Origin of the sequence: Paenibacillus sp. MMS20-IR301 (assembly GCF_032302195.1) — a bacterium.
GTDB lineage: Bacteria > Bacillota > Bacilli > Paenibacillales > Paenibacillaceae > Paenibacillus_AQ.
The window spans coordinates 1,088,297-1,108,229 of the sequence record NZ_CP135275.1; the positions used below are offsets into that span (position 1 = coordinate 1,088,297).

18 protein-coding genes are annotated in these 19,933 nt (G+C 53.1%); 14 read left to right on the forward strand and 4 right to left on the reverse strand.

Going from position 1 to position 19,933, the window contains the following annotated elements:
- The first annotated feature begins 227 nt into the window (after window positions 1–227).
- The 7 genes from LOS79_RS04645 (at window position 228) to LOS79_RS04675 (ending at window position 9,813) form a co-directional block, all read left to right on the forward strand.
- Window positions 228–1,010, forward strand: coding sequence for a CAP domain-containing protein (locus LOS79_RS04645; RefSeq protein WP_315416647.1), 783 nt, complete (start codon window positions 228–230; stop codon window positions 1,008–1,010).
- 268 nt (window positions 1,011–1,278) lie between these two features.
- Window positions 1,279–2,208, forward strand: coding sequence for a GDSL-type esterase/lipase family protein (locus LOS79_RS04650; RefSeq protein WP_315416648.1), 930 nt, complete (start codon window positions 1,279–1,281; stop codon window positions 2,206–2,208).
- An 84-nt stretch (window positions 2,209–2,292) separates the two neighbouring features.
- Complete coding sequence (locus LOS79_RS04655) at window positions 2,293–3,273, forward strand: ABC transporter ATP-binding protein (protein ID WP_315416649.1); 981 nt, start codon at window positions 2,293–2,295, stop codon at window positions 3,271–3,273.
- Window positions 3,266–4,255: an ABC transporter permease gene (locus tag LOS79_RS04660; RefSeq protein WP_315421989.1), complete on the forward strand. Its 990-nt coding sequence runs from the start codon at window positions 3,266–3,268 to the stop codon at window positions 4,253–4,255. Before LOS79_RS04655 ends, LOS79_RS04660 begins: the two co-directional genes overlap by 8 nt.
- Before the next feature lie 71 nt (window positions 4,256–4,326).
- Window positions 4,327–6,309: a DNA topoisomerase IV subunit B gene (gene parE, locus LOS79_RS04665; RefSeq protein WP_315416650.1), complete on the forward strand. Its 1,983-nt coding sequence runs from the start codon at window positions 4,327–4,329 to the stop codon at window positions 6,307–6,309.
- Between the two features lie 399 nt (window positions 6,310–6,708).
- Entirely contained in the window at window positions 6,709–9,150 is a 2,442-nt protein-coding gene (gyrA, locus tag LOS79_RS04670) for a DNA gyrase subunit A (RefSeq protein WP_315416652.1), read from the forward strand.
- 231 nt (window positions 9,151–9,381) lie between these two features.
- A complete protein-coding gene (locus tag LOS79_RS04675) occupies window positions 9,382–9,813 on the forward strand; it encodes a MarR family winged helix-turn-helix transcriptional regulator (RefSeq protein WP_315421992.1) in 432 nt (143 codons plus the stop codon).
- A 45-nt stretch (window positions 9,814–9,858) separates the two neighbouring features.
- On the opposite strand, the gene LOS79_RS04680 is transcribed toward LOS79_RS04675, so the two are convergent.
- Together LOS79_RS04680 and LOS79_RS04685 are read right to left on the reverse strand one after the other, a co-directional pair.
- Window positions 9,859–10,605 carry an RluA family pseudouridine synthase gene (locus tag LOS79_RS04680; RefSeq protein WP_315416653.1) on the reverse strand — a complete coding sequence of 249 codons (747 nt, stop codon included), beginning with the start codon at window positions 10,603–10,605 and terminating at the stop codon, window positions 9,859–9,861.
- 3 nt (window positions 10,606–10,608) lie between these two features.
- Window positions 10,609–11,472, reverse strand: coding sequence for a class I SAM-dependent methyltransferase (locus LOS79_RS04685; protein WP_315416654.1), 864 nt, complete (start codon window positions 11,470–11,472; stop codon window positions 10,609–10,611).
- 197 nt (window positions 11,473–11,669) lie between these two features.
- On the opposite strand from LOS79_RS04685, the gene LOS79_RS04690 reads away from it, so the two are divergent.
- From LOS79_RS04690 to LOS79_RS04705, 4 genes are all read left to right on the forward strand, one after another.
- Entirely contained in the window at window positions 11,670–12,554 is an 885-nt protein-coding gene (locus tag LOS79_RS04690; protein WP_315416656.1) for a helix-turn-helix domain-containing protein, read from the forward strand.
- A 103-nt stretch (window positions 12,555–12,657) separates the two neighbouring features.
- On the forward strand, window positions 12,658–13,038 hold the full coding sequence (locus tag LOS79_RS04695; protein ID WP_315416657.1) for a VOC family protein: 381 nt from the start codon (window positions 12,658–12,660) through the stop codon (window positions 13,036–13,038).
- Between the two features lie 280 nt (window positions 13,039–13,318).
- Entirely contained in the window at window positions 13,319–13,771 is a 453-nt protein-coding gene (locus LOS79_RS04700) for a flavodoxin (RefSeq protein WP_315416658.1), read from the forward strand.
- Between the two features lie 2 nt (window positions 13,772–13,773).
- The gene (locus tag LOS79_RS04705; protein WP_315416659.1) at window positions 13,774–14,553 is read left to right on the forward strand and encodes a hypothetical protein; all 780 of its coding nucleotides are present in this window, start codon (window positions 13,774–13,776) and stop codon (window positions 14,551–14,553) included.
- Window positions 14,554–14,657: 104 nt separating this feature from the next.
- Here the strand turns inward: LOS79_RS04705 and LOS79_RS04710 are convergent, their stop codons facing one another.
- Window positions 14,658–15,512 (reverse strand): GNAT family N-acetyltransferase, encoded by an 855-nt coding sequence (locus LOS79_RS04710; protein WP_315416660.1) that lies wholly within the window; start codon window positions 15,510–15,512, stop codon window positions 14,658–14,660.
- A 12-nt stretch (window positions 15,513–15,524) separates the two neighbouring features.
- The gene (locus LOS79_RS04715) at window positions 15,525–15,800 is read right to left on the reverse strand and encodes a GNAT family N-acetyltransferase (RefSeq protein ID WP_315416661.1); all 276 of its coding nucleotides are present in this window, start codon (window positions 15,798–15,800) and stop codon (window positions 15,525–15,527) included.
- Window positions 15,801–16,010: 210 nt separating this feature from the next.
- Here LOS79_RS04715 and LOS79_RS04720 point away from each other — a divergent pair, with 210 nt between their 5' ends.
- The 3 genes from LOS79_RS04720 to LOS79_RS04730 all read left to right on the forward strand — a co-directional run bounded on the left by LOS79_RS04720 (window position 16,011) and on the right by LOS79_RS04730 (window position 19,928).
- Window positions 16,011–16,913, forward strand: coding sequence for an ArsR/SmtB family transcription factor (locus tag LOS79_RS04720; protein ID WP_315416663.1), 903 nt, complete (start codon window positions 16,011–16,013; stop codon window positions 16,911–16,913).
- A 221-nt stretch (window positions 16,914–17,134) separates the two neighbouring features.
- Complete coding sequence (locus LOS79_RS04725) at window positions 17,135–18,904, forward strand: ABC transporter substrate-binding protein (RefSeq protein WP_315416665.1); 1,770 nt, start codon at window positions 17,135–17,137, stop codon at window positions 18,902–18,904.
- A 70-nt stretch (window positions 18,905–18,974) separates the two neighbouring features.
- Window positions 18,975–19,928: an ABC transporter permease gene (locus LOS79_RS04730; RefSeq protein WP_315416667.1), complete on the forward strand. Its 954-nt coding sequence runs from the start codon at window positions 18,975–18,977 to the stop codon at window positions 19,926–19,928.
- Window positions 19,929–19,933: the final 5 nt, after the last annotated feature.

Consider the following 19,933-nt stretch of genomic DNA (forward strand, 5'->3'; position numbering starts at 1 on the left):
AACCGATATATCAAGTAAGAGCAAGAGCTGTCCTGCTTGCAGGGCGGCTTTTTGGCTGCAGCGGGAGGGACAGGCCTTCAGTTTGTCTTATAATGTAAAAAATTAGCAGCGCACAGCGGAGAGTTTTATGTTATGATGACTGAGGAACAAATTACAACTTTGTAACATTTGGCATAAGCTACTCTCGGCAGCCGGATATCATACAACAAGAATAAGGAGATGGCAGAATGAAAAACAAGACTCTAAGAGCAGTAGTAGGTGGAAGTGTAGCGGCTGTTATGGCACTTGGCATTTCTCTTCCATTGCAGGCAAATGCAGCATCGGGGGCTGGAACAGCAACCGGATCAGATACGAATTTCGCAAAGTTCATGGAATATTTCACCCAGTATAATTCGAAAGTGTTTGTCTTTGACGGAAATAACTATACTGTGTCGAAGACTGTGTTCTATAAAAAACCGGCCGCCGCTGCTCCGGCAGCGACAGCTAAACCAGCGGCAACCGCTGCACCGGTGGCGACGGCCAAGCCGGTAGTGACGCCTGCAGCAACTGCTAAGCCAGCAGCTACACCGGCACCGGCGGCTACCGCCAAGCCTGCAGCTACAGCAGCTCCGACTGCTGCCCCGGCTGTGGCCGACAGCAATACAAGCTTTACCCAGCAGGTAGTTACGCTGGTGAACAAAGAGCGCGCTGCGGCGGGACTAGCCCCTGTAGCGGCTCTCGACAGCCTGAATAAAGTGGCTGCCGCCAAAGCATCCGATATGCGCACCAACAATTATTTCTCGCATACTTCTCCGACCTACGGTTCACCTTTTGATATGATGTCCGCATTCGGCATCACTTATAAGGCGGCAGGCGAGAACATTGCCATGGGCCAGAGAACACCGCAGGAGGTCATGACCGCCTGGATGAACAGCCCGGGCCATAAGGCTAATATTCTCAGTGCGAACTTTAATTATATTGGTGTAGGCTTCGACAACAACTACTGGGTACAGGAATTTATCGGTAAATAAATTGTTGAATTATAAGACTTACAGCCTGCCTTCCGGCATGACCGGAGGGCTTTTTTTTGCTGATCAGGAAATGAAATATAAGTAACGCTTATCCACCTGCTATTCAAAAATCCCGGCAGGCTGCTGCTTTGTTATCACCATTACAGGAAAATGTTCGGGTAAAGTGAATATTTGCAAAATAAGCAAAGAAGAATTATGTTTATCTACATAGTTAAGAAGGCCCAGAATTGTGGAATAATGAAGAATAAAGGCAGACGGAGGGATAGCTTTGAAAGATTCCAAGTGGACCTGGCGGGCAGTGAGCCTGGTTTCTATCCTGGCGACTTTACTGTTAATAACAGGTTTCGTGTATGCAGTGGGTGATATTCTGAATCCGAAGGGGGAGGTCCTGTTGTCTTCACTGCCGCAGCAGACAGCTGAGCCTACAGCGGCTGCCGGCAATGAATTGAAGGTACTGGCGCTCGGGGATTCTCTGGCCAAAGGGACAGGCGACAATTTGGGAAAAGGGTTCGTGAAGCGTGCGCTGGAGCAGCTCTCTGCGGACGGAGGCAAAGCGGAGCTGCTCGGCAATATGGGCATTAACGGCCTGACTACGGCCGGCCTGCAGAGCAAGCTTCAGGAGGATGGTGTCCAGTATGCACTGCGTCAGGCGAATGTTGTGCTGGTTTCCATCGGCGGCAATGATTTGTTCCGCGGCTCTAATCTGCTGGAGTCCGGCAGCGGGACAGCTGCTGCCGGCAGTCCAGCAAGCCCTGAGAGCGGAGTATCGGCACTTGGGACAGACACAGCTGGCAGCGGGGCGAATAACACGGTAGAAGGCTCAAAGCCTGTGCCTACTGCCTCAACGGACGAGCTGACGCCGGAATCGCTCCTGGCTGCGCTGCCTGATGCAGCCAAGCGGCTGGGCAGCATTCTGGAGCGTATAGCCGAGATTAATCCGCAGGCGCAGATTTATTATGTGGGCTTGTATAATCCCTTCGGAGATATTGCAGATTTGCTCGTTCCGGGGAACCAGGCGGTGACCGCATGGAACAATGCCGCCATGGATATTATCAACACCCACAGCAACATGACGCTTGTTCCAACCTTTGATTTGTTCAACCGCCATCTGGACAAGTACCTCTCGAATGATCATTTCCATCCGAACGGCGACGGTTATCAGCGGATGAGCGAACGGATCGTACAGGCTGTGCGCTGAGATGAGCGGAATGGAACCGGAACAGCACCGGATGAATGATAGTGCTTGTGAACCGAAATGACTGCGGCAAGGAGTGGCATGGCGATGACGAAACAGAAAGCTGAAGATTCCGGGACAGTAATTCTGTCCGTAGAAGGAGTCCGCAAGAAAATCGGCCGGAAATGGATCATAGATAATGTTACGTTTGATGTGCGGAAAGGGGAAATCTTCGGCTTCCTCGGCCCGAACGGCGCCGGCAAAACAACGACAATCCGCATGCTGGTCGACCTGATCCGGCCAAGTGAAGGGATGATCACCGTCTGCGGCTATAACGTCAATAAGAACCCGGAGAAAGCGCTGCAATATGTAGGGTCAATCGTTGAGAATCCGGAAGTCTACACCTATCTGACCGGCTGGGAGAATCTGCAGCACTTTGCCCGTATGCAGCCTGGTGTAGATGAAGCCAGAATTGCTGAGGTTGTGGATATTGTCCGGCTGGATCAGCGGATTCATGACAAGGTGAGCACGTATTCCCTGGGCATGCGCCAGCGGCTGGGAATTGCCCAGGCATTGCTCGGCCGTCCGCGGCTGCTCATTCTGGATGAGCCGACGAACGGGCTTGACCCGAAGGGAATCAAGGAGCTGCGCCAGTTTATCCGGAGGTTAGCTGACGAAGGGCTGGCCGTGTTTGTCTCGAGCCATCTGCTGAGTGAAATCCAGCTGCTGTGCGACCGGGTGGCGATAATCAGCAAAGGCCGTGTGCTTGCTGTAGGCGGCGTTAACGATCTGGTAGCCCGTAACTCCCCGTATGTCCTGTGGGAGCTGGAGCCGCCCCGGCAGGCCCGGGAGATGCTGGCAAGCCGGCAGGACATCCGGCTGCTCACGCTGGACGAAGTAACTTTGGATGATTCCATTGTCGCCGGGATGGGTGCAAATTCCCTGATTACGGTGATGGACGAGGACTTGATCCCGGAAATTGTAGCCGTACTGGTAACCGCCGAGGTGGAGGTGCGGGCCGTGCATAAAATCAACCCTACACTGGAACAGCTATTCTTGAAGCTAACGGAAGGTGAAACTATTGACTAACCTGCTGCCGCTCATCCGTAATGAGTGCCTGAAGATCATTAAAAAGAAACGTTTTTATGTCATTCTGCTCATATTGCTGGTGCTGGTGCCTATGTTTACCTATGCACAGATGCGCATAGCGGAACGCAGCCGGGACAAGTTTAACTCTGACTGGAGGCTTGAGATCCAGCAGCAGATTACGGATAACCAGAACTCGCTCGGAAGTGACCGCATACCGGAAGAATGGAAGTCGTACCGGCGGATTTTTGTCCAGCAGCTGCAGTACTATCTGGATCATGATGTCAATCCGAACGAGCCGAGCGGAGTTACCTTTACGCGCGAGTTTCTCGATAATTCCGTGTCCCTGTTCATTCCTCTGCTGATTATGGCAGTTGCCTCCGATCTGGTCTCCGGGGAGCGGACAACCGGAACTATCAAGATGCTGCTGACCCGGCCCGTCAAACGCTGGAAGGTGCTGTTCAGCAAAATGACGGCCCTGCTGATGTTCGTATCGCTGATTGTCCTATCCGCTTTTATTATCAGCTATCTGGTGTCGGGGCTGGCCTTCGGATACAAGGGTTTTAATGTTCCGGTCTTTACCGGGTTTCAGCTTAACGGGGATACGGTGGACATGTCATCGGTTCATGCCGTACCGCAGTGGAAGTACCTGCTGATGCAGGGCGGTCTGATCTGGTTCGTCAGCGTAGTGGTTGCACTGCTGGCCTTCATGGTATCGGTGCTTGTACGCAGCACGGCGGCGAGTATTGTGGTGATGATGGCGGCGCTGATTGCGGGGACGATCCTGACGAATATGGCCTCGGCCTGGACGACAGCGAAATATTTATTTATGGTCAACCTGGGGCTGACAGGGTATTTGGCGGGAACTCCTGCCCCGATTGAGGGGATGACACTGGCCTTTTCGATGGCAGTTTTAGGAATTTGGGGGCTGGCGGCTGTAATCATTTCATTCGCCGTCTTTACGAAACGGGATATTTTGAATTAGAATGTACAAAGTGAACGAAACGTTTGTTTGCATTTCATAGAGAGAGTAAGACACAAGAAGGAGGAGCATGAATGCTCGAACAGATCGATATGTTTGCAAAAGTCTCTAAGAACGGCGAATCAGGCCCGACTGGATACGATGCTGACGACATTCAGGTGCTCGAAGGTCTGGTTGCGGTACGCAAACGGCCCGGCATGTATATTGGCAGTACGAGTTCCTCGGGACTGCACCATTTGGTATGGGAAATCGTGGACAATGCCGTAGATGAGCATTTGGCCAAATTTTGCTCGAAAATTGATATTACACTCCGCAAGGACGGCTCGGTAACCGTAATCGACAACGGGCGGGGAATTCCGACCGGAATGCATAAGACCGGTGTGCCTACGCCGCAGGTTGTTTTCACCATTCTGCACGCCGGGGGCAAGTTCGGCGGCTCGGGCTACAAGAAGTCGGGCGGTCTGCACGGCGTCGGTGCTTCCGTAACCAATGCGCTGTCCGAGTGGCTGGAGGTTGAGATTTACCGTGAAGGCAAAACTCACCGCCAGCGCTTCGAATACTGGGTCGATGCAAGCGGCAAGGAGCATGTCGGTGAGCCGGTAACCGGACTTGAGGTACTCGGAAATACGAACAAGACCGGTACGAAGATTACCTTCAAGCCGGATATTCGTGTCTTTTCTGCGGGCATTTCCCTGAACTATGATACGCTCGCGGAACGTGTGCAGGAGATTGCCTTCCTGAACTCGGGGCTCCGGATTAACCTGAGCGACGAGCGTAGCGGACGCCAGGATGAGTTCTTCTACGAAGGCGGGGCGAGCCAGTTCGTACAGTTCTTGAACGAAGGCAAGGATGTGCTGCATGATGTCATCCACTTCAGTGCGGAGAAGGATGATATTGAGGTGGAGATCGCGCTGCAGTATAACGCGGGTTATACCGAGACCATTGCTTCCTTCGTCAATTCAATTCCTACCCGCAGCGGCGGAACGCATGAGACGGGCTTCAAGACAGCCTATACCCGTGTGCTGAATGATTACGCCCGCCGTACACAGCTGCTGAAGGAGAAGGACAAGAACCTGGAGGGGAATGATCTCCGTGAAGGGATGATGGCGGTTATCAGCGTGAAGATGTCGGATGTGGAATTTGTCGGACAGACCAAGGACCAGCTCGGCAGTGCTTCTGCACGCAGCGCCGTGGACTTTATCGTCTCGGAGAAAATGGCCCGCTTCCTGGAGGAGAACCCTCAGGTTGCGCAAAGCCTGCTGAAGAAATCGATCCAGGCCTCCAAGGCCCGGGAAGCAGCGCGCAAGGCCCGCGATGAAATCCGCAGCGGCAAGAAGCGCAGTGAAAGCTCGAATCTTGGGGGCAAGCTGTCTCCGGCACAGTCCAAGGATGTGACACGGACGGAAATCTTCATTGTTGAAGGAGATTCGGCCGGCGGTTCCGCCAAGCAGGGCCGGGATTCCAAGCTGCAGGCGATTCTGCCGCTGAAGGGCAAGCCGATGAATCCGGAGAAGGCCAAGCTGCTGGATATTCTGAAGAACGATGAATACAAGGCAATTATTTCGGCGATCGGTGCGGGAATCGGCCCTGATTTTGCCGTAGAGGACAGCAATTATTCCAAAATTATTATTATGACCGATGCCGATACGGATGGCGCGCATATTCAGGTGCTGCTGCTGACCTTCTTCTACCGCTATATGAAGCCTCTAATCGATGCCGGCAAGGTCTATATTGCCCAGCCTCCGCTGTATAAGCTGACGCGCAAGTCGGGCAAGCTGCAGACAGTGCGGTATGCCTGGAGCGATGAGGAATTGCAGAATTACTTGAAGGAATTCGGCAAAAACTTCGAGCTTCAGCGGTATAAGGGACTCGGGGAGATGAACCCTGACCAGCTGTGGGAAACGACAATGAATCCCGATACCCGCACTTTGCTGCAGGTGCAGATTGAAGATGCCGCCAAGGCGGAACGCCGTGTATCCACACTTATGGGCGACAAGGTTGACCCTCGTAAGCGCTGGATTGTCGAGAACGTCGACTTCACGGAGATCGTGGAGTAATAATAGTGGTAAGTGACGATAACTTCCGTTGTTTTTAATTTTTTGATGATCATTTTAAGCGCAGCGATCGGGATTGTCACAAATTGCCGTCAGAACTTTAGAATAAAGCGAAGCTAAATAGGTGGTTAGTAACGGAGGGGAATTTTGGAACTGTAGGAGCGCCAGCGACCGCCTTTGTCACCGGATTTCTACCGCTAGAAGCGGTAACAATTAAGAAATCTGGAGACAACAGCGGCCGAAAGTCCAAACATTCACCGCAGTTACGGCTTAACACCGGTTCATTTAGATTTATTCTTAAGATACTTCAGGCAATATGGATTGAATATCCCAAGAGCGCAGCCATCAGATCATCAATAGTTAAAAACGTGGACAGATTGAGGAACAGAAGGTGAAGAGCGAATGAGCAGTTTATCAGAGCAGTTTATGCCGGCTTTTCTGGAAGAGGTCGTGGGTGACCGCTTCGGCCGGTATTCCAAATATATTATTCAGGACCGGGCGATTCCGGATGTCCGTGACGGTCTGAAGCCTGTGCAGCGCCGGATTCTGTATGCGATGTACGATTCAGGGAATACACCGGACAAGCCATACCGCAAATCAGCCAAAACCGTCGGGGATGTAATGGGTAACTATCATCCTCACGGGGACTCCTCGATTTACGATGGAATGGTGCGGATGGCCCAGCCTTGGAAGATGGGCCATGTGCTTGTGGATGGACACGGCAACTGGGGCTCTATGGATGATGACCCGGCAGCAGCCATGCGTTATACCGAAGCCCGCCTGTCTCCGATCGCCATGGAGATGATGCGTGACATTGAGAAGCGAACCGTATTGTTCAAAGATAACTTTGACAACACAGCGAAGGAGCCCGTTGTGGTTCCTTCCCGCTATCCGAATCTGCTTGTTAACGGAACAAGCGGGATCTCCGCCGGCTTCGCTACAGAAATTCCTCCGCATAACCTGCGTGAGGTGATTGACGCCTGTATCGCGGTGATGCAGAAGCCGGATATTGCGCTTGAGGATATCATGACCTTCATCAAAGGTCCGGATTTCCCTACAGGCGGAACCATTATGGGCGGAGACGGTATCCTCGATGCTTACCGTACCGGTAAAGGGCGCATTTATCTGCGCTCGAAGACAGAGATTGAGAATATGCGCGGCGGTAAGCAGCAGATCGTGATTACGGAGATTCCTTTCCAGATTGTGAAATCACGGCTCGTAACCGCGATGGAGAATATCCGCCTCGAGAAGAAGATTGAAGGTATTGCTGAAGTCCGTGATGAGAGCGGCCGTGAGGGCCTGCGGATTGTGGTCGAGCTGAAGAAGGAAGCGGATGCGGGCGGTATTCTGGCTTATCTGCTCAAGAAAACGGATCTGCAGGTCACCTACAACTTCAACATGGTGGCCATTGTGAATAAAGCGCCGCAGCAGCTTGGACTCAAGGCTATCCTTGAAGCTTACATTGCCCATCAGCGGGAAGTGGTTACTCACCGTACCCAGTTTGACCTGGAGCGTGCAGAGGACCGGGCCCATGTGCTGGAAGGGCTGGTTAAAGCACTGAACATTCTGGATGAAGTAATTGCAGCGATCAAGGCATCGAAGAACCGCCAGGATGCGCAGAATAATCTGGTCTGGATGTTCGGTTTCAGTGAACGCCAGGCTGATTCCATCCTAACCTTGCAGCTGTACCGCCTGACCAATCTGGAGATTCATTCACTCCAGAAGGAGCTCGATGAGATGCTTGCACGGATTGCAGTCCTGCAAGGGATACTGAACAGCGACAAGAAGCTGGTCGCCGTTATCCGCAAAGAGCTGCTGGAGATCCGTGATAAGTACGGAATCGACCGCCGGTCGCTCATTCAGGGTGAAGTGGAAGAGCTGAAGGTGAGTATGGAGGTCCTCGTGAACGCTGAGGATGTGCTGGTTGCTTTTTCAGAGGGCGGTTATATCAAGCGGACAGGCATGCTGTCCTTCACCCGCTCCGGCGGAGAGCGGCATTCAGCGGGAGTCAACGAAGGGGACCATATCAGCAAGCTGCTGGATCTCAATACCCGGGACAGCCTGCTTGTGTTCACACGTAAGGGGCAGTATTTCCTGCTTCCGGTCCACCAGATTCCGGAGTTCAAATGGAAGGAGCCCGGCACGGCAATTGTGAACGTGATCGGGCTTGCCAAAGGGGACGGAATCGTCAGCGTACTGCCGGTCGGCAACCTGGAGGACCCGGCAGCCAGTCTGGTCTTCGTTACCCGCAAGGGACAGGTTAAGCGTACAGAGCTTAAGGAGTACTCTACAAGCCGTTCCGGTGCTGTTGCCGCCTGTAAGGTGGCTGAAGGCGACGAGATCATTACAGTGGCTCTGAGCAGCGGAGACAAGGACATTGTACTTGTGACCCGCGAGGGGATGAGTATCCGGTTCCGTGAGAATGAGGTCAATCCGATGGGCCGGGTAGCAACAGGCGTGAGAGGCATTCAGCTGCGGGAAGGCGACGAGGTTGTGTCCTGCTTCTGGGTTAGTGAAGATGAAGGGGAGATTCTTGCAGTCACGGAGATTGGCTACGCCAAGCGCTCACTGCTGCTCGACTATCCTTCCCAGAGCCGCGGCGGCAAAGGGATGCCGACGTTTGAATTCAAGGAAGGCAAGCGTGTCCGCCCTAACGGCAGCAGGCTTATAGGGGCTTTCTACTGCAAAGACCCGGTAGAGCTGGTTGCCATTACCCAGAGCGGGGCGGTGCATTCCTTCTCCTCTGAAGCGGCACCGCTGTCGGAGCGCCGTTCGACCGGCAAGCAGCTGGTTCCTGTAGAGAAGAAGGACGAGATTACCAACCTTTTTCCGGCGGTTAAGTAGTCCGGTTCGCGGATTATAGATGTATTGCTTTATCACAAACGGCGCTTGGCTGCTCTGATTTCAGAGCTCCAGGCGCCGTTTGTTTAGATCCCCGTTGCCAAGGGAGCTTTGATTTTATTTTTTTCGTTTGCAGGAAATGGAATTTCTTTCGCGAAAATGTTTAGATATACCGGATAGAGATCCGCAAAATAACCCCACATTCTATAAGGTCAAGGAAAGGAAGGAATGAGTGTGCACTCCACTGAATTCAGTAAAATCTGGCATAAGATATTAAAGGACTACAAGTCACATATGGATAGCAAGCTTGCCCCTACATTGACAGATGCCCAGCTTACCGTGCTCGAACTTCTGCAGGAACGTGACGCCATGAAGCCTTCCGACCTGGCTCCGCATCTGGCAACCAGCCCGGCGGCGGTGACGATGCTGCTTGACCGGATGGAGAAGCACAGTCTCATTAACCGCGCACGCGATGCGTCCGACCGGAGAATCGTCTGGGTGAGCATTACGGATACAGGCAAGCGCGAGACCTCGCGCGGACTGCAGATCCGCAGTGATTTTTTCGCGGAAGCCCTTGACCCCATTTCATCGCATAATCAGCAGCTGCTGCTCTATCTGATGGGGAAGATGGTAGTAGCCCCGGCAGCGGAAGGCTCTGCACAGTAGGGTCTATAGCTTGTAGTATATAAATAAAAAAAAAGCAGGCATCCGTTACCGGATGGCCTGCTTTTGGTTATGCGGCGTCCACAGATTCCATGGATAGGTCTGCGGGGGCAGCGATATTAATTCAATCTGCTCTCTGGTCACCGGGTGAGGGAAGCCGACTACAGCCGACCACAGGGCAATCTGCTGTCCGGGCCGGTTCACTGCCGCGCCGTATTTCTGGTCGCCAAACAGCGGGCAGCCGATGCCGCTCAGCTGTACACGGATCTGATGGGAGCGTCCGGTCAGCAGGTCGATCTTCAGGAGGGTATAGCCCTCCGCGCTGCCGATCACCGTATAATCAAGAATAGCTTCCTTGCCGCCCGGGGTTCCCTTGCGGACGATGCTGACTGTATTGCTCTTAGCGTCCTTCAGCAGCGTGTTAACCAGCCGCCCCTGTGACGCGGGAGGCTTACCGTGGACTACAGTCAGATATACCTTCTGAAAGGCATGGGAGCGGACACTCTCGGACAGCCTGGAGGCGGCCTTTGAGGTTTTGGCAAAGATCATCGCACCTCCTACAGGCCGGTCCAGCCGGTGGACAAGTCCCATGAAGACATTGCCCGGCTTGGAGTAACGTTCCTTCACATCCTCCTTGAGCAGGGTCAGCAGATCCTGATCACCGGTGGCGTCCTCCTGTACAGGAATGTTAACCGGCTTCACGATGCCTAACAGATGGTTGTCCTCGTACAGGATTTCAAACCGGGATTGACCGCCTGCTGACTCTCCGGCTGTTCCGTTATTCGGTGCTGTCATGGCTTACGCCTCCCAGCGGCCCAGAATTCCGCAAGGCAGGTTCATGCCGGAAGAGGTAATCGGCAGGCCGATCTCGCCGGAGGTAAGCTTGCCTCCGTAGCGTTTGCCCATGGTCATTGAGAGCATATTACGCAGGACGGTTGGCGAGATTCCGGTGGTATAGGAATTGATCAGTGTGAAGAGCGGCCGGTCACTCATGATCTCCATGCAGCTCTCCAGGAACGGATAGAGGCTTGCTTCCAGCTTCCACATTTCGCCGCCCGGGCCTCTTCCGTAGGAAGGAGGGTCCATGATGATGGCATCATATTTGCTGCCGCGGCGCTGTTCCCGCTGAACGAACTTGAATACATCATCCGTAATGAAACGGACGGGTTTATCGGAAAGTCCGGACAAGGCGATATTTTCCTTCGCCCACTGGACCATGCCTTTAGCGGCGTCAACATGAACTACCGATGCGCCGGCACTCGCTGCAGCCACAGTAGCTCCTCCGGTATAAGCGAACAGGTTAAGCACGGAGATCGGCCGGTTAGCCGCAGCAATCTTGTCCATCATCCAGCGCCAGTTGGCAGCCTGTTCAGGGAACAGCCCGGTGTGCTTGAAGTTCGTCGGACGAAGATTAAACTTCAGCTTGCCGTAACTGATCTTCCAGTCTTCCGGAATGCTCTTCTTCATCTCCCATTGTCCGCCCCCGGCGGAGCTGCGGTGATAGTGCCCGTGCACATCACGCCATTTGGCGGTTTCACTGGCCAGCGGCCAGATAATCTGCGGGTCCGGGCGGCGCAGGATAATATCACCCCAGCGCTCCAGCTTCTCGCCGCCCCCGGTGTCGATTACTTCATAGTCCTTCCAGTCACTTGCTATATACATTATCGATCCATCCTTCAAAAATTCATTTAGCCTTTATTGTACAACATTTCGCGCGGCTCCTACAAACAAAATGGTTGCAAAGCTGCGACGATTCTCTAGTTTGTCATGGATTTAACTGAAGGGAGGCTTCTGGCGTATCCGGCAGCGATTGTGTATGATCAGAGTGATCAGCTACTCAAGAAGGGGGGCCAACCGGGATGTACAATCTCGCTAAGCTGTATTATCCGATTACAGCAAATCCGGCCGCCGCAGGAGAATATCTGCCCGGCAGACTGCTGCAGCCGTACATCCGCTGCTACTGGGGGACGGGCCCCAGCCTGCCGGAGAAATCTGCTGACAGGGAACCGGCCGGCCCTCAAGATGAATATGCCACAGTAGAGACTTCGGCAAAGCTCAGTACAGAAACGATCATTCCGGACAGCTGTATGGATATTATCTGGGAATGGGATGATATTACAGGAGAGGCCGGCGGGATTTTTTGCGGCATCAATGATACTTCCTTTGAAGTGGGACAAGACCGGCTGCAGGGGGCCAGGCAGCGGTTCGCGATCCGTTTTCATTTCTGGGCGGTGCATCTCTTTGCCGATGAGCCGCTGCAGGAGGTGCTGAATGCCCATGTTGCTGTAGACGACTACTTCCACACCTTTCGCAAGGAGCTGGGGGAGCAGCTTAGGAATATAACTACAATGGCTGGGCGCATAGCTGCCGCAGAAGGATTCCTGCTGCGGCGGCTGGAGCAGGGAGGCCGCAGCAATGACGGAATGATGAATGCGGTCCACCAGATGCTGAAGTCACGGGGGGTGGTGTCTGCCGGTGAACTGGAGCATAGCTCCGGCCTGAGCAGCCGCCAGCTGGAACGGCTGTTCCGCCGGCACATCGGTCTTCCGCCCAAAAAAGTCGCCGATCTCGTCCGCTTCCAAAACGTCTGGCTGGAGCTGTACCGGACACCGCTCTACCAGGGCAGCCAACAGGATCTCGCCTTTACTTACGGCTACAGCCATCAGTCACATTTCATCAACAATTTCCGTAAATTCGCCGGGAGAACACCGCTTGCGGCATTGGATTATGCTAACCGCAGATGAGTGTCGTTTTTTTGCAATACAAGCCCGGGAAGGACCGTTACAATAAGTTAAGAGGGCTGATCCGGAGTGATCATGCTACAGCTACTGAGGGGACGGATGAATTATGATTACTACTTTTGACGGCATCAATCTGTACAGTAAGGATCCTGCTGCGCTTGCGGCATTTTATTCTGAGGTACTGGGTATTCCTGTTCCGTTTGAAGGCTTTGGGGAATATGACGGGGCAAAGATCAGTTTCGAGCGTAACCAGCCCGGACTGATCATCTGGAATGAGACCAAATGGGGCAAGCACACCACAGGAGTAGTTAATCTGGTGTTCTCCTGCAGCAATCTTGATGAAACCTATGAACAGCTAAAGGCGAATGGGCTGGATTGCCACCCTCCGGAAACGATGGAGTACGGCGGCAAGGAAATGAATTTCCGCGACCCTGACGGCAACGGGATTACGCTGCTGGAGGGCGGATACTTGACAGACGAAACCTGATCTTTTCAGGCGGCAGATTAAGCGGTTCAAGCAATGAACTCGGAATGAAATATGGAATGCTGACAGCGGCAGTCCCGGACAAGCAGTGCAGGTCCGGAATTGCCGCTGTTCATGTTGTCCCGGGAAGCAGAGCAGCAGGTCTTACCGAAAAGTATTTAAAAAGTTGACAATGAGAATCATTATCAAATAGAATGGGGATAGAAAAACTTGGTTAGCAGTTTGCAGCTAATGGACTGACTCATAAAGATAAACTTCATTTTTACCTTGGGAGGACTAAGTAATGGCTAAGGTGCTAGTGGCATATGCCAGCTTGACCGGAAATACGGAAGAGATTGCGGAACTGATTGTAGAGGGAATACGCCAGGCAGGCGGGGAGGCCGTACTGAAATCGGTCACAGACTGCAATGCGGATGAGATAAAGGACTACGAGGCTGTGCTGCTGGGAGCGTACACTTGGGGAGACGGCGAGCTGCCGGATGAATTCCTTGACTTCTATGAAGAGATGGATGAGCTTGACCTCTCTTCCTGCAAGGCTGCTGCCTTCGGCAGCGGAGATACCGGGTATGAGATCTATTGCGGTGCGGTAGATCAGATCGAAGCGAAGCTGAAGGAGCGCGGTGCAGAGATCGTTCAGGCGAGCCTGAAGATTGAATATGGACCGAATGCGGCGGAGAAGGATGCCTGCCGCAGCTTCGGACGCGAGTTCACCCTTACCTGCGCGGCGGTTTCTTAACGATGGGCGCCGCAGCAGGATGCTGTGCAGGAAGACAACTGGATACAGGGACTGCCCGTTACAGCCGTCTGAATGACTTCCGGATGGAGCATATCATGCTGGGCGGTGCAGAACATACAGGTAAAGGGGGGCAGGCCACCGGACTTCCCCGCTGGAGACAGCAGGTCCAGTATGCAGTCGGACATACGCTGAATGACTTTTACAGTCTGCAGCCCGAAGTGCGCCGGGAGACACCGGTACAATTTCTGCTGGAGCACCGCTGGCCGCAGAAGGCAGGCGCTTTTCCTTCGCTGATGCATTTCTGGGAAGTCAAACAAGCGGTTGCCGATGAGCTGACACGGATTGCTGCGGGCAATCATACCGGGGAAATTCCGGTCATGCTCTATGAGCAGTGGCATGTACCGGTGCCTGAGCTGGAAATTGAGCTGGCGATGATCTTCCAGCTGGCCTGGAATTCCGGGACCGCAGGGCGCAGCCTGAATATCCAGAAGTTCATGGTGAACGGCAATGATGAGGTGATTACCGGATTTCTGCATATGGCGAATGTCTTCTGCCACAAGGCCTACGGGCTGCCGGCAGAGACGATAGGTGTCTATTCGCTGCTGGACGGGCGCCGACATATCTTTGACGGTGCGGGGATTCCTCTGCAGGAGTCGCTCGACTATGTGCGCCTGCTGTCGGTATTCCTGGAACCGGAGGAGCATGCAGAAGGCTGTGTACGGTACGGCAGCCGCCGCAGCGAGCGGGATGAGCCCATGCTCCGGGGGTATGGGCTGATGTAGCCTCTTATATTAAATACTAAAAAGCATCTCAACCGGACGGCACGGGCAGCCGCAGGAAGAGATGCTTTTTGCTGTCTTGGGGTTATTGGTGCACTTGCCGGAACTTAGTCCAGGCTGGCTGAATAGTAATCCTGCTGGTTCAGAATGACGAATCCGCAGCTCTCATAGAGCTTCAGCGCATTCGGGTTGTCCAGAGCCACCTCAAGATTAACGCCGTTATAATTCCGCTGCTCCCGCTCAATCGTCTGCATCAGCGCACTCCGGCCGATACCGAGACCCCGCAGATTCTTGTCTACCGTAAGGCCGAAGATCCAGGTCTCATTGTCCTCGGACCAGAGCCGCATCTTGCCGGCAGGCTGTCCGTTCCATTCGATCATGATATGCTCCTGAGAGCCTTCCTGCTCATGCTGGACGTACATTTCGGCGGCATCTTCCTCCGTCATGCTGAATCCGCCGCAGTCGAAGGCGATTAATACAGGCGTCTCATCGGCACGCGCAGGCCGGAGCATAACGTTGCCCGAGGCTGAACTGGCCTCCTGGATTCCGCGGTTCCCTGCCGCTCTGTCCCACTTCATCTGAAACTCCGCATGGCTGAATTCCAGCGGCAGAGTCTTCAGAAAAGCGTTACCTGATTCTGATGCCGCAGGGGTATTCAGCAGCAGCGACTTGACCTTGCCGCGCCGGATCAGGGGCTGTACCCGCTGCCAGAGTGAGCTGAAGATGCCCCGGCGGCGGTAACCCGGGCGAACCATGCCGCAGATTTCCATATCGCCGCCGATATTATATAACCCGATGAACCCGACCAGCAGCTCATCTTCATAGGTCACCAGCCATTCCGCTCCGCCTGCTTCCCCTGGATGCCGGAGCATGTCCCAATTCAGCTTAAGTGAGATTCCTTCATATTGCTCGCAGCGCTGCTGCAGTTCCTCTATTTCTTTCAGTGTATCCGCTGTAGTCAATCTTTCTTCCTCCTATTTCAGTACATCCCGGTACTCCGCGTGCTTCTCGAACTGATGGGCCGCATACGGGCAATCAGGCACAATTTTGACATTCTGTTCACGGGCCAGGTCTACAACCGCCCGCACAAGCTTCTCCCCGGCACCCTGACCGCGCAGATCTTCAGAGACAAAGGTATGGTCAATCACCAGGTTACCTGTATTCTCTTCCGCTCTGTATGTAATCTCGGCAAGGTCCTTACCGTCACCAGCTATATAAAAACGTCCTTCTCCCTTAGCAATCCGTTCCATGTTACTTCACTCCATTCCTGTGTATTCCCTTTATTTTACTACCCTCTCCGGCAAAAAGCGAGAAATAGCAAGCCGGGAAAGTTGCAACGTGACATGTGTATTACATCTGGAGTCAGAAAATTCGGAATGACTTGCACATTTCCTTCCCGATGCCATAAGATTAAGGCACTAACGCTGTAGCGAAAAGAAGTTGCATCAGGAGGAATAGCCATGGATTACGAGGTTGAGGTTCATTTTCAGCCGGTTTATGAATTAATCAGCAGCATACATACGTTTATATGCAAGAAGGGGAGTAAAAAGATAGATCTTGGCACAGCCTGGGCGGCAGATGTGGCACGCGGCTTAAGTCCCGGACTGCTGGCTGTGCTGGAAGAGACAGATCTCGATAATGACTGGAAGCTGCTTAATCTGCTGATCTATCTGTGTCCGGACAAGGATCATGTGGAGCATGTGCTGGAGTGGCTGGAAGGCTTGTCCGTAGGAGAAATCTACGAAACGCTTGCAGGCCATGTAAGTATATTTCCGGCACAGATGGAGCAGTACCGCAGCCGGATGATCTTTCTGCTGTCAGAGTGGAACCGGCAGTACTTCAGCAGCTGCACCCCGGATCTTATGGAGAAGCTGCACCAGCATGCGGAGGAACGGAGACAGGCGCTGGCTGGCAGTCCGGTTGCCGATTTCGTGAATAAGACGACCAACGGCTTCTATTTCATGCCCGGTGACGGGTTGCGCAAGCTGGTGCTAATCCCGCAATACCATTTTCAGCCAATCAATATTATTTATAACTTTGGTGCGCTGACGATATGCCACTATGCCGGGAAAATCCAGGCCTCTGAAGAAGAGATTTCGCCGTCCATGCACCGGACGCTCCGCAGTCTGGGAGAGAAGAGCCGCCTGAAAATCCTGAAGTCACTGGGCGGGGAGCGTAAATCGTTTACGGAAATTGTCAGACAGGCCGGTCTGTCTAAGGGCATTGTCCATGATCATATTTCCAGCCTCCGCAGTGCCGGTCTGCTGCATGCCTACATTGAAGGGGAGAACGTTACAGCCTATAGTCTGCGACTGGAAGGGATACAGCAGATGAATGAGCAGCTGTTTGATTATTTGAAATAAATTCAAAATAAAATCCGAAAGCCAAAGTCCTCCCCGTCAGGAGAGTATTTTGGCTTTTTTCCTGTCATCATCCATTTATAATTCTGTTTAAGAAGAAATATTTATAAGTTCTCTCTTTACAGAACTCAATTTACTTTCTATAATGTGAACTATCGGCCTTTAATCATACTTAGTGGGTAGGAATTATTAGTATTACAAAATGGGAGAAAAGAGATGATGTTATGAGAAAAAGTACGCTATTGCTATCCTCATTGATGATTGCAGGTTCCCTGCTGCTGTCCGCCTGCTCGGAGAACGGCAACAAGGATACGGCATCCACGGACACTCCGGCAAATACGGCGGCAACGGCTGATCCGAATACAGCTGCTGCCGGCACAGCGGCGCCATCAGCTCCGGCGGTTGTTCCGGCCGGCGCGCTCAGTGAGCCTTTTACAGCAACCGACCTGACGAAGCTGCCGGCAGCAGCCCAGAAACGGACTGATACGATTATCGTCGGGCTCACCGATCCGAGCGGAGCATTCACGCCATACTTCCAGGAGAGCGGCTATGACGGCAATGTATCCTCACTGCTCTATGCGTCACTGGTTACGGTGGATGATAAAGGGGTGCCTGTGCCGGAGCTGGCCGAGAGCTGGGATGTATCGGAGGATCAGCTTACATATACGTTCCACCTGCGCAAAGACCTGAAATTCAGCGACGGTTCGCCGCTCACTGCGGATGATGTGGCGTTCACCTGGACGATCCAGTACGACAAAGCTTATGACGGCGGCTCATCGCTGCCATCGCTGAAGGTGAAAGGCAGCGAGGCTTACAAAGCCGGGACTGCCCAGGCTATAGACGGCATTACAGTCATAGATCCGCAGACCCTCTCGGTTACACTGGAGCAGCCCAATGCTACGGCACTGGTGACACTAGGCTCGAATGTTCTGTCGAAGGCTTACTATGGCAAGGACTACGAGTTCGGCCAGCTGGAGTACATCAAGAAGCTGCATGAGAAGCCGCTGGGCGACGGCCCTTATAAGCTGGAGAAATTCATTCCCGGACAAGAGGTCCGCTTCGTAGCCAATGAGAACTATTTCAAGGGCAAGCCGAAAACAGAGCATTTTATCTACAAAACAACAACCGGGGATGCCTGGCAGTTCCTTGAAACCGGTGAGGTGGATTATGCGTCCTTCCCGGCCACAGAAGAAAATATTGCAAAGCTGAAGGAACTGGGATACGTGAACATTCTTCCGTATACTCCAAGCACCTACGGCTACATGCAGGTCAACCTGAAGCATGAGCAGTTGAGTGATAAACGCGTCAGACAAGCAATTGCTTATGGACTGGACCGGCAGAGCATCTATGTGGACGCTGCGGAAGGCGCAGGGGCTGTGGCCAATATTCCGGCATCGCCGATCTCCTGGTCCTATACGGACGAAGGGATCAACCCTTACAAATATGACCCCGAACAAGCGAAGAAGCTGCTGGATGAGGCCGGCTGGACGGTAGGGGCGGGCGGGATCCGCGAGAAGGACGGCAAACCGCTGAGCATTCATTATCTGGCGAGCAAGAGCAAGAACTCGGATATTTTCATCGCGGTAGCCAAGGAGAACTTCGCTGCGCTCGGCATCGACTTCCAGCCTGAGATCTTCGCCGACTTCAACTCACTGGTCTCGAAAACCGAGAGCGGGGATTATGATCTCGTGTCCTTCTCCACCAGCATGCTGACAGATCCGGCGGACGGCTTCATGCAGTTCTTCGACGGTGAAATTGCCGGCTATGACAATCCGGCTTTCACCGAGCTGTACAACAAAGCGCTGGCAACTACTGATATTGAACAGCGCAAAGCGGTCTATAAGGAGCTGTATCAGCTGTTCAACGATGAACTGCCGATTATTTTCACCAATTACAAAAAAACAGTGTATGCCTATAACGGCCGTATCGAGAATCTATCAGTCAGCCCGTTCATCGGTCTTGCCGGCAGCCTGCCTAACTGGACTCTGAAATAATGAAGCATTCATCCCCTGTCTGCACGGCTTTGAAAGAGGCAGACAGGGGGATGAATCCAAGGAGCCGATCATGAGCACTTATCTGACGAAAAGAGTACTGTATATGCTGATCATCCTGTTTGCCGCCTCGCTGCTGATCTTCTGCCTCTATGCATTGACACCGGGTGATTTCATTACCGGAAATATAAAGCTGACAGCTGAACGTAAGGCAGAGCTCCGGGAAATTTATGGTCTTAATAAACCTGTGCTTGAACGCTACGGGACATGGATGAACAATGCTTTTCACGGGGATTTCGGATATTCACTTGCCCAGCAGAAGCCTGTGCTTCAGCTGTTTGGTGACTATATCTGGAATTCTTTTTTGCTGGCCGCCGTCTCTACGTTCCTCACCTGGCTGATCGCGGTAATCATCGGCGTCATTTCTGCCTATAAGCAATATTCCTGGTTTGATACCTTGGTAATGATTGCAATCTTCGCCGCGATGTCGCTGCCGTCGTTCTTCATCGGCCTGTTTCTGATCAAGATTCTGGCGGTAGACCTGAAGTGGCTGCCGCCCGGGGGAATGATGACAACAGGCAGCAATGCTGCCGGATTCGCTTATTTCAAAGAAGTGGTGCATCATATGACCCTTCCGGTCATCGTCATGACGCTGCTGGGACTGGGCTCATTAACCCGCTACTTCCGCAGCAATATGATCGACGTGCTCAAGCAGGACTATATCCGTACAGCCAGAGCCAAAGGCTTGAAGGAACGTAAGGTGCTGTTCACCCATGCGCTGCGCAATGCCCTGCTGCCTGCGATCACTCTGGTCGGCTTCGAGCTGCCCGCGCTGTTCGGGGGTTCAATTATTATCGAGCAAATCTTTAACTGGCCGGGCATCGGCCAATTGTATATGAAGTCCTTCGGTCTCAGGGACTACCCGCTGCTGATGGGCTTCACGATGTTTCTGGCTATTCTGACGGTAATCGGAACACTGCTCTCGGATATTCTGTACCGGGTGGCTGATCCGCGTGTCCGGTTATAGGAGGG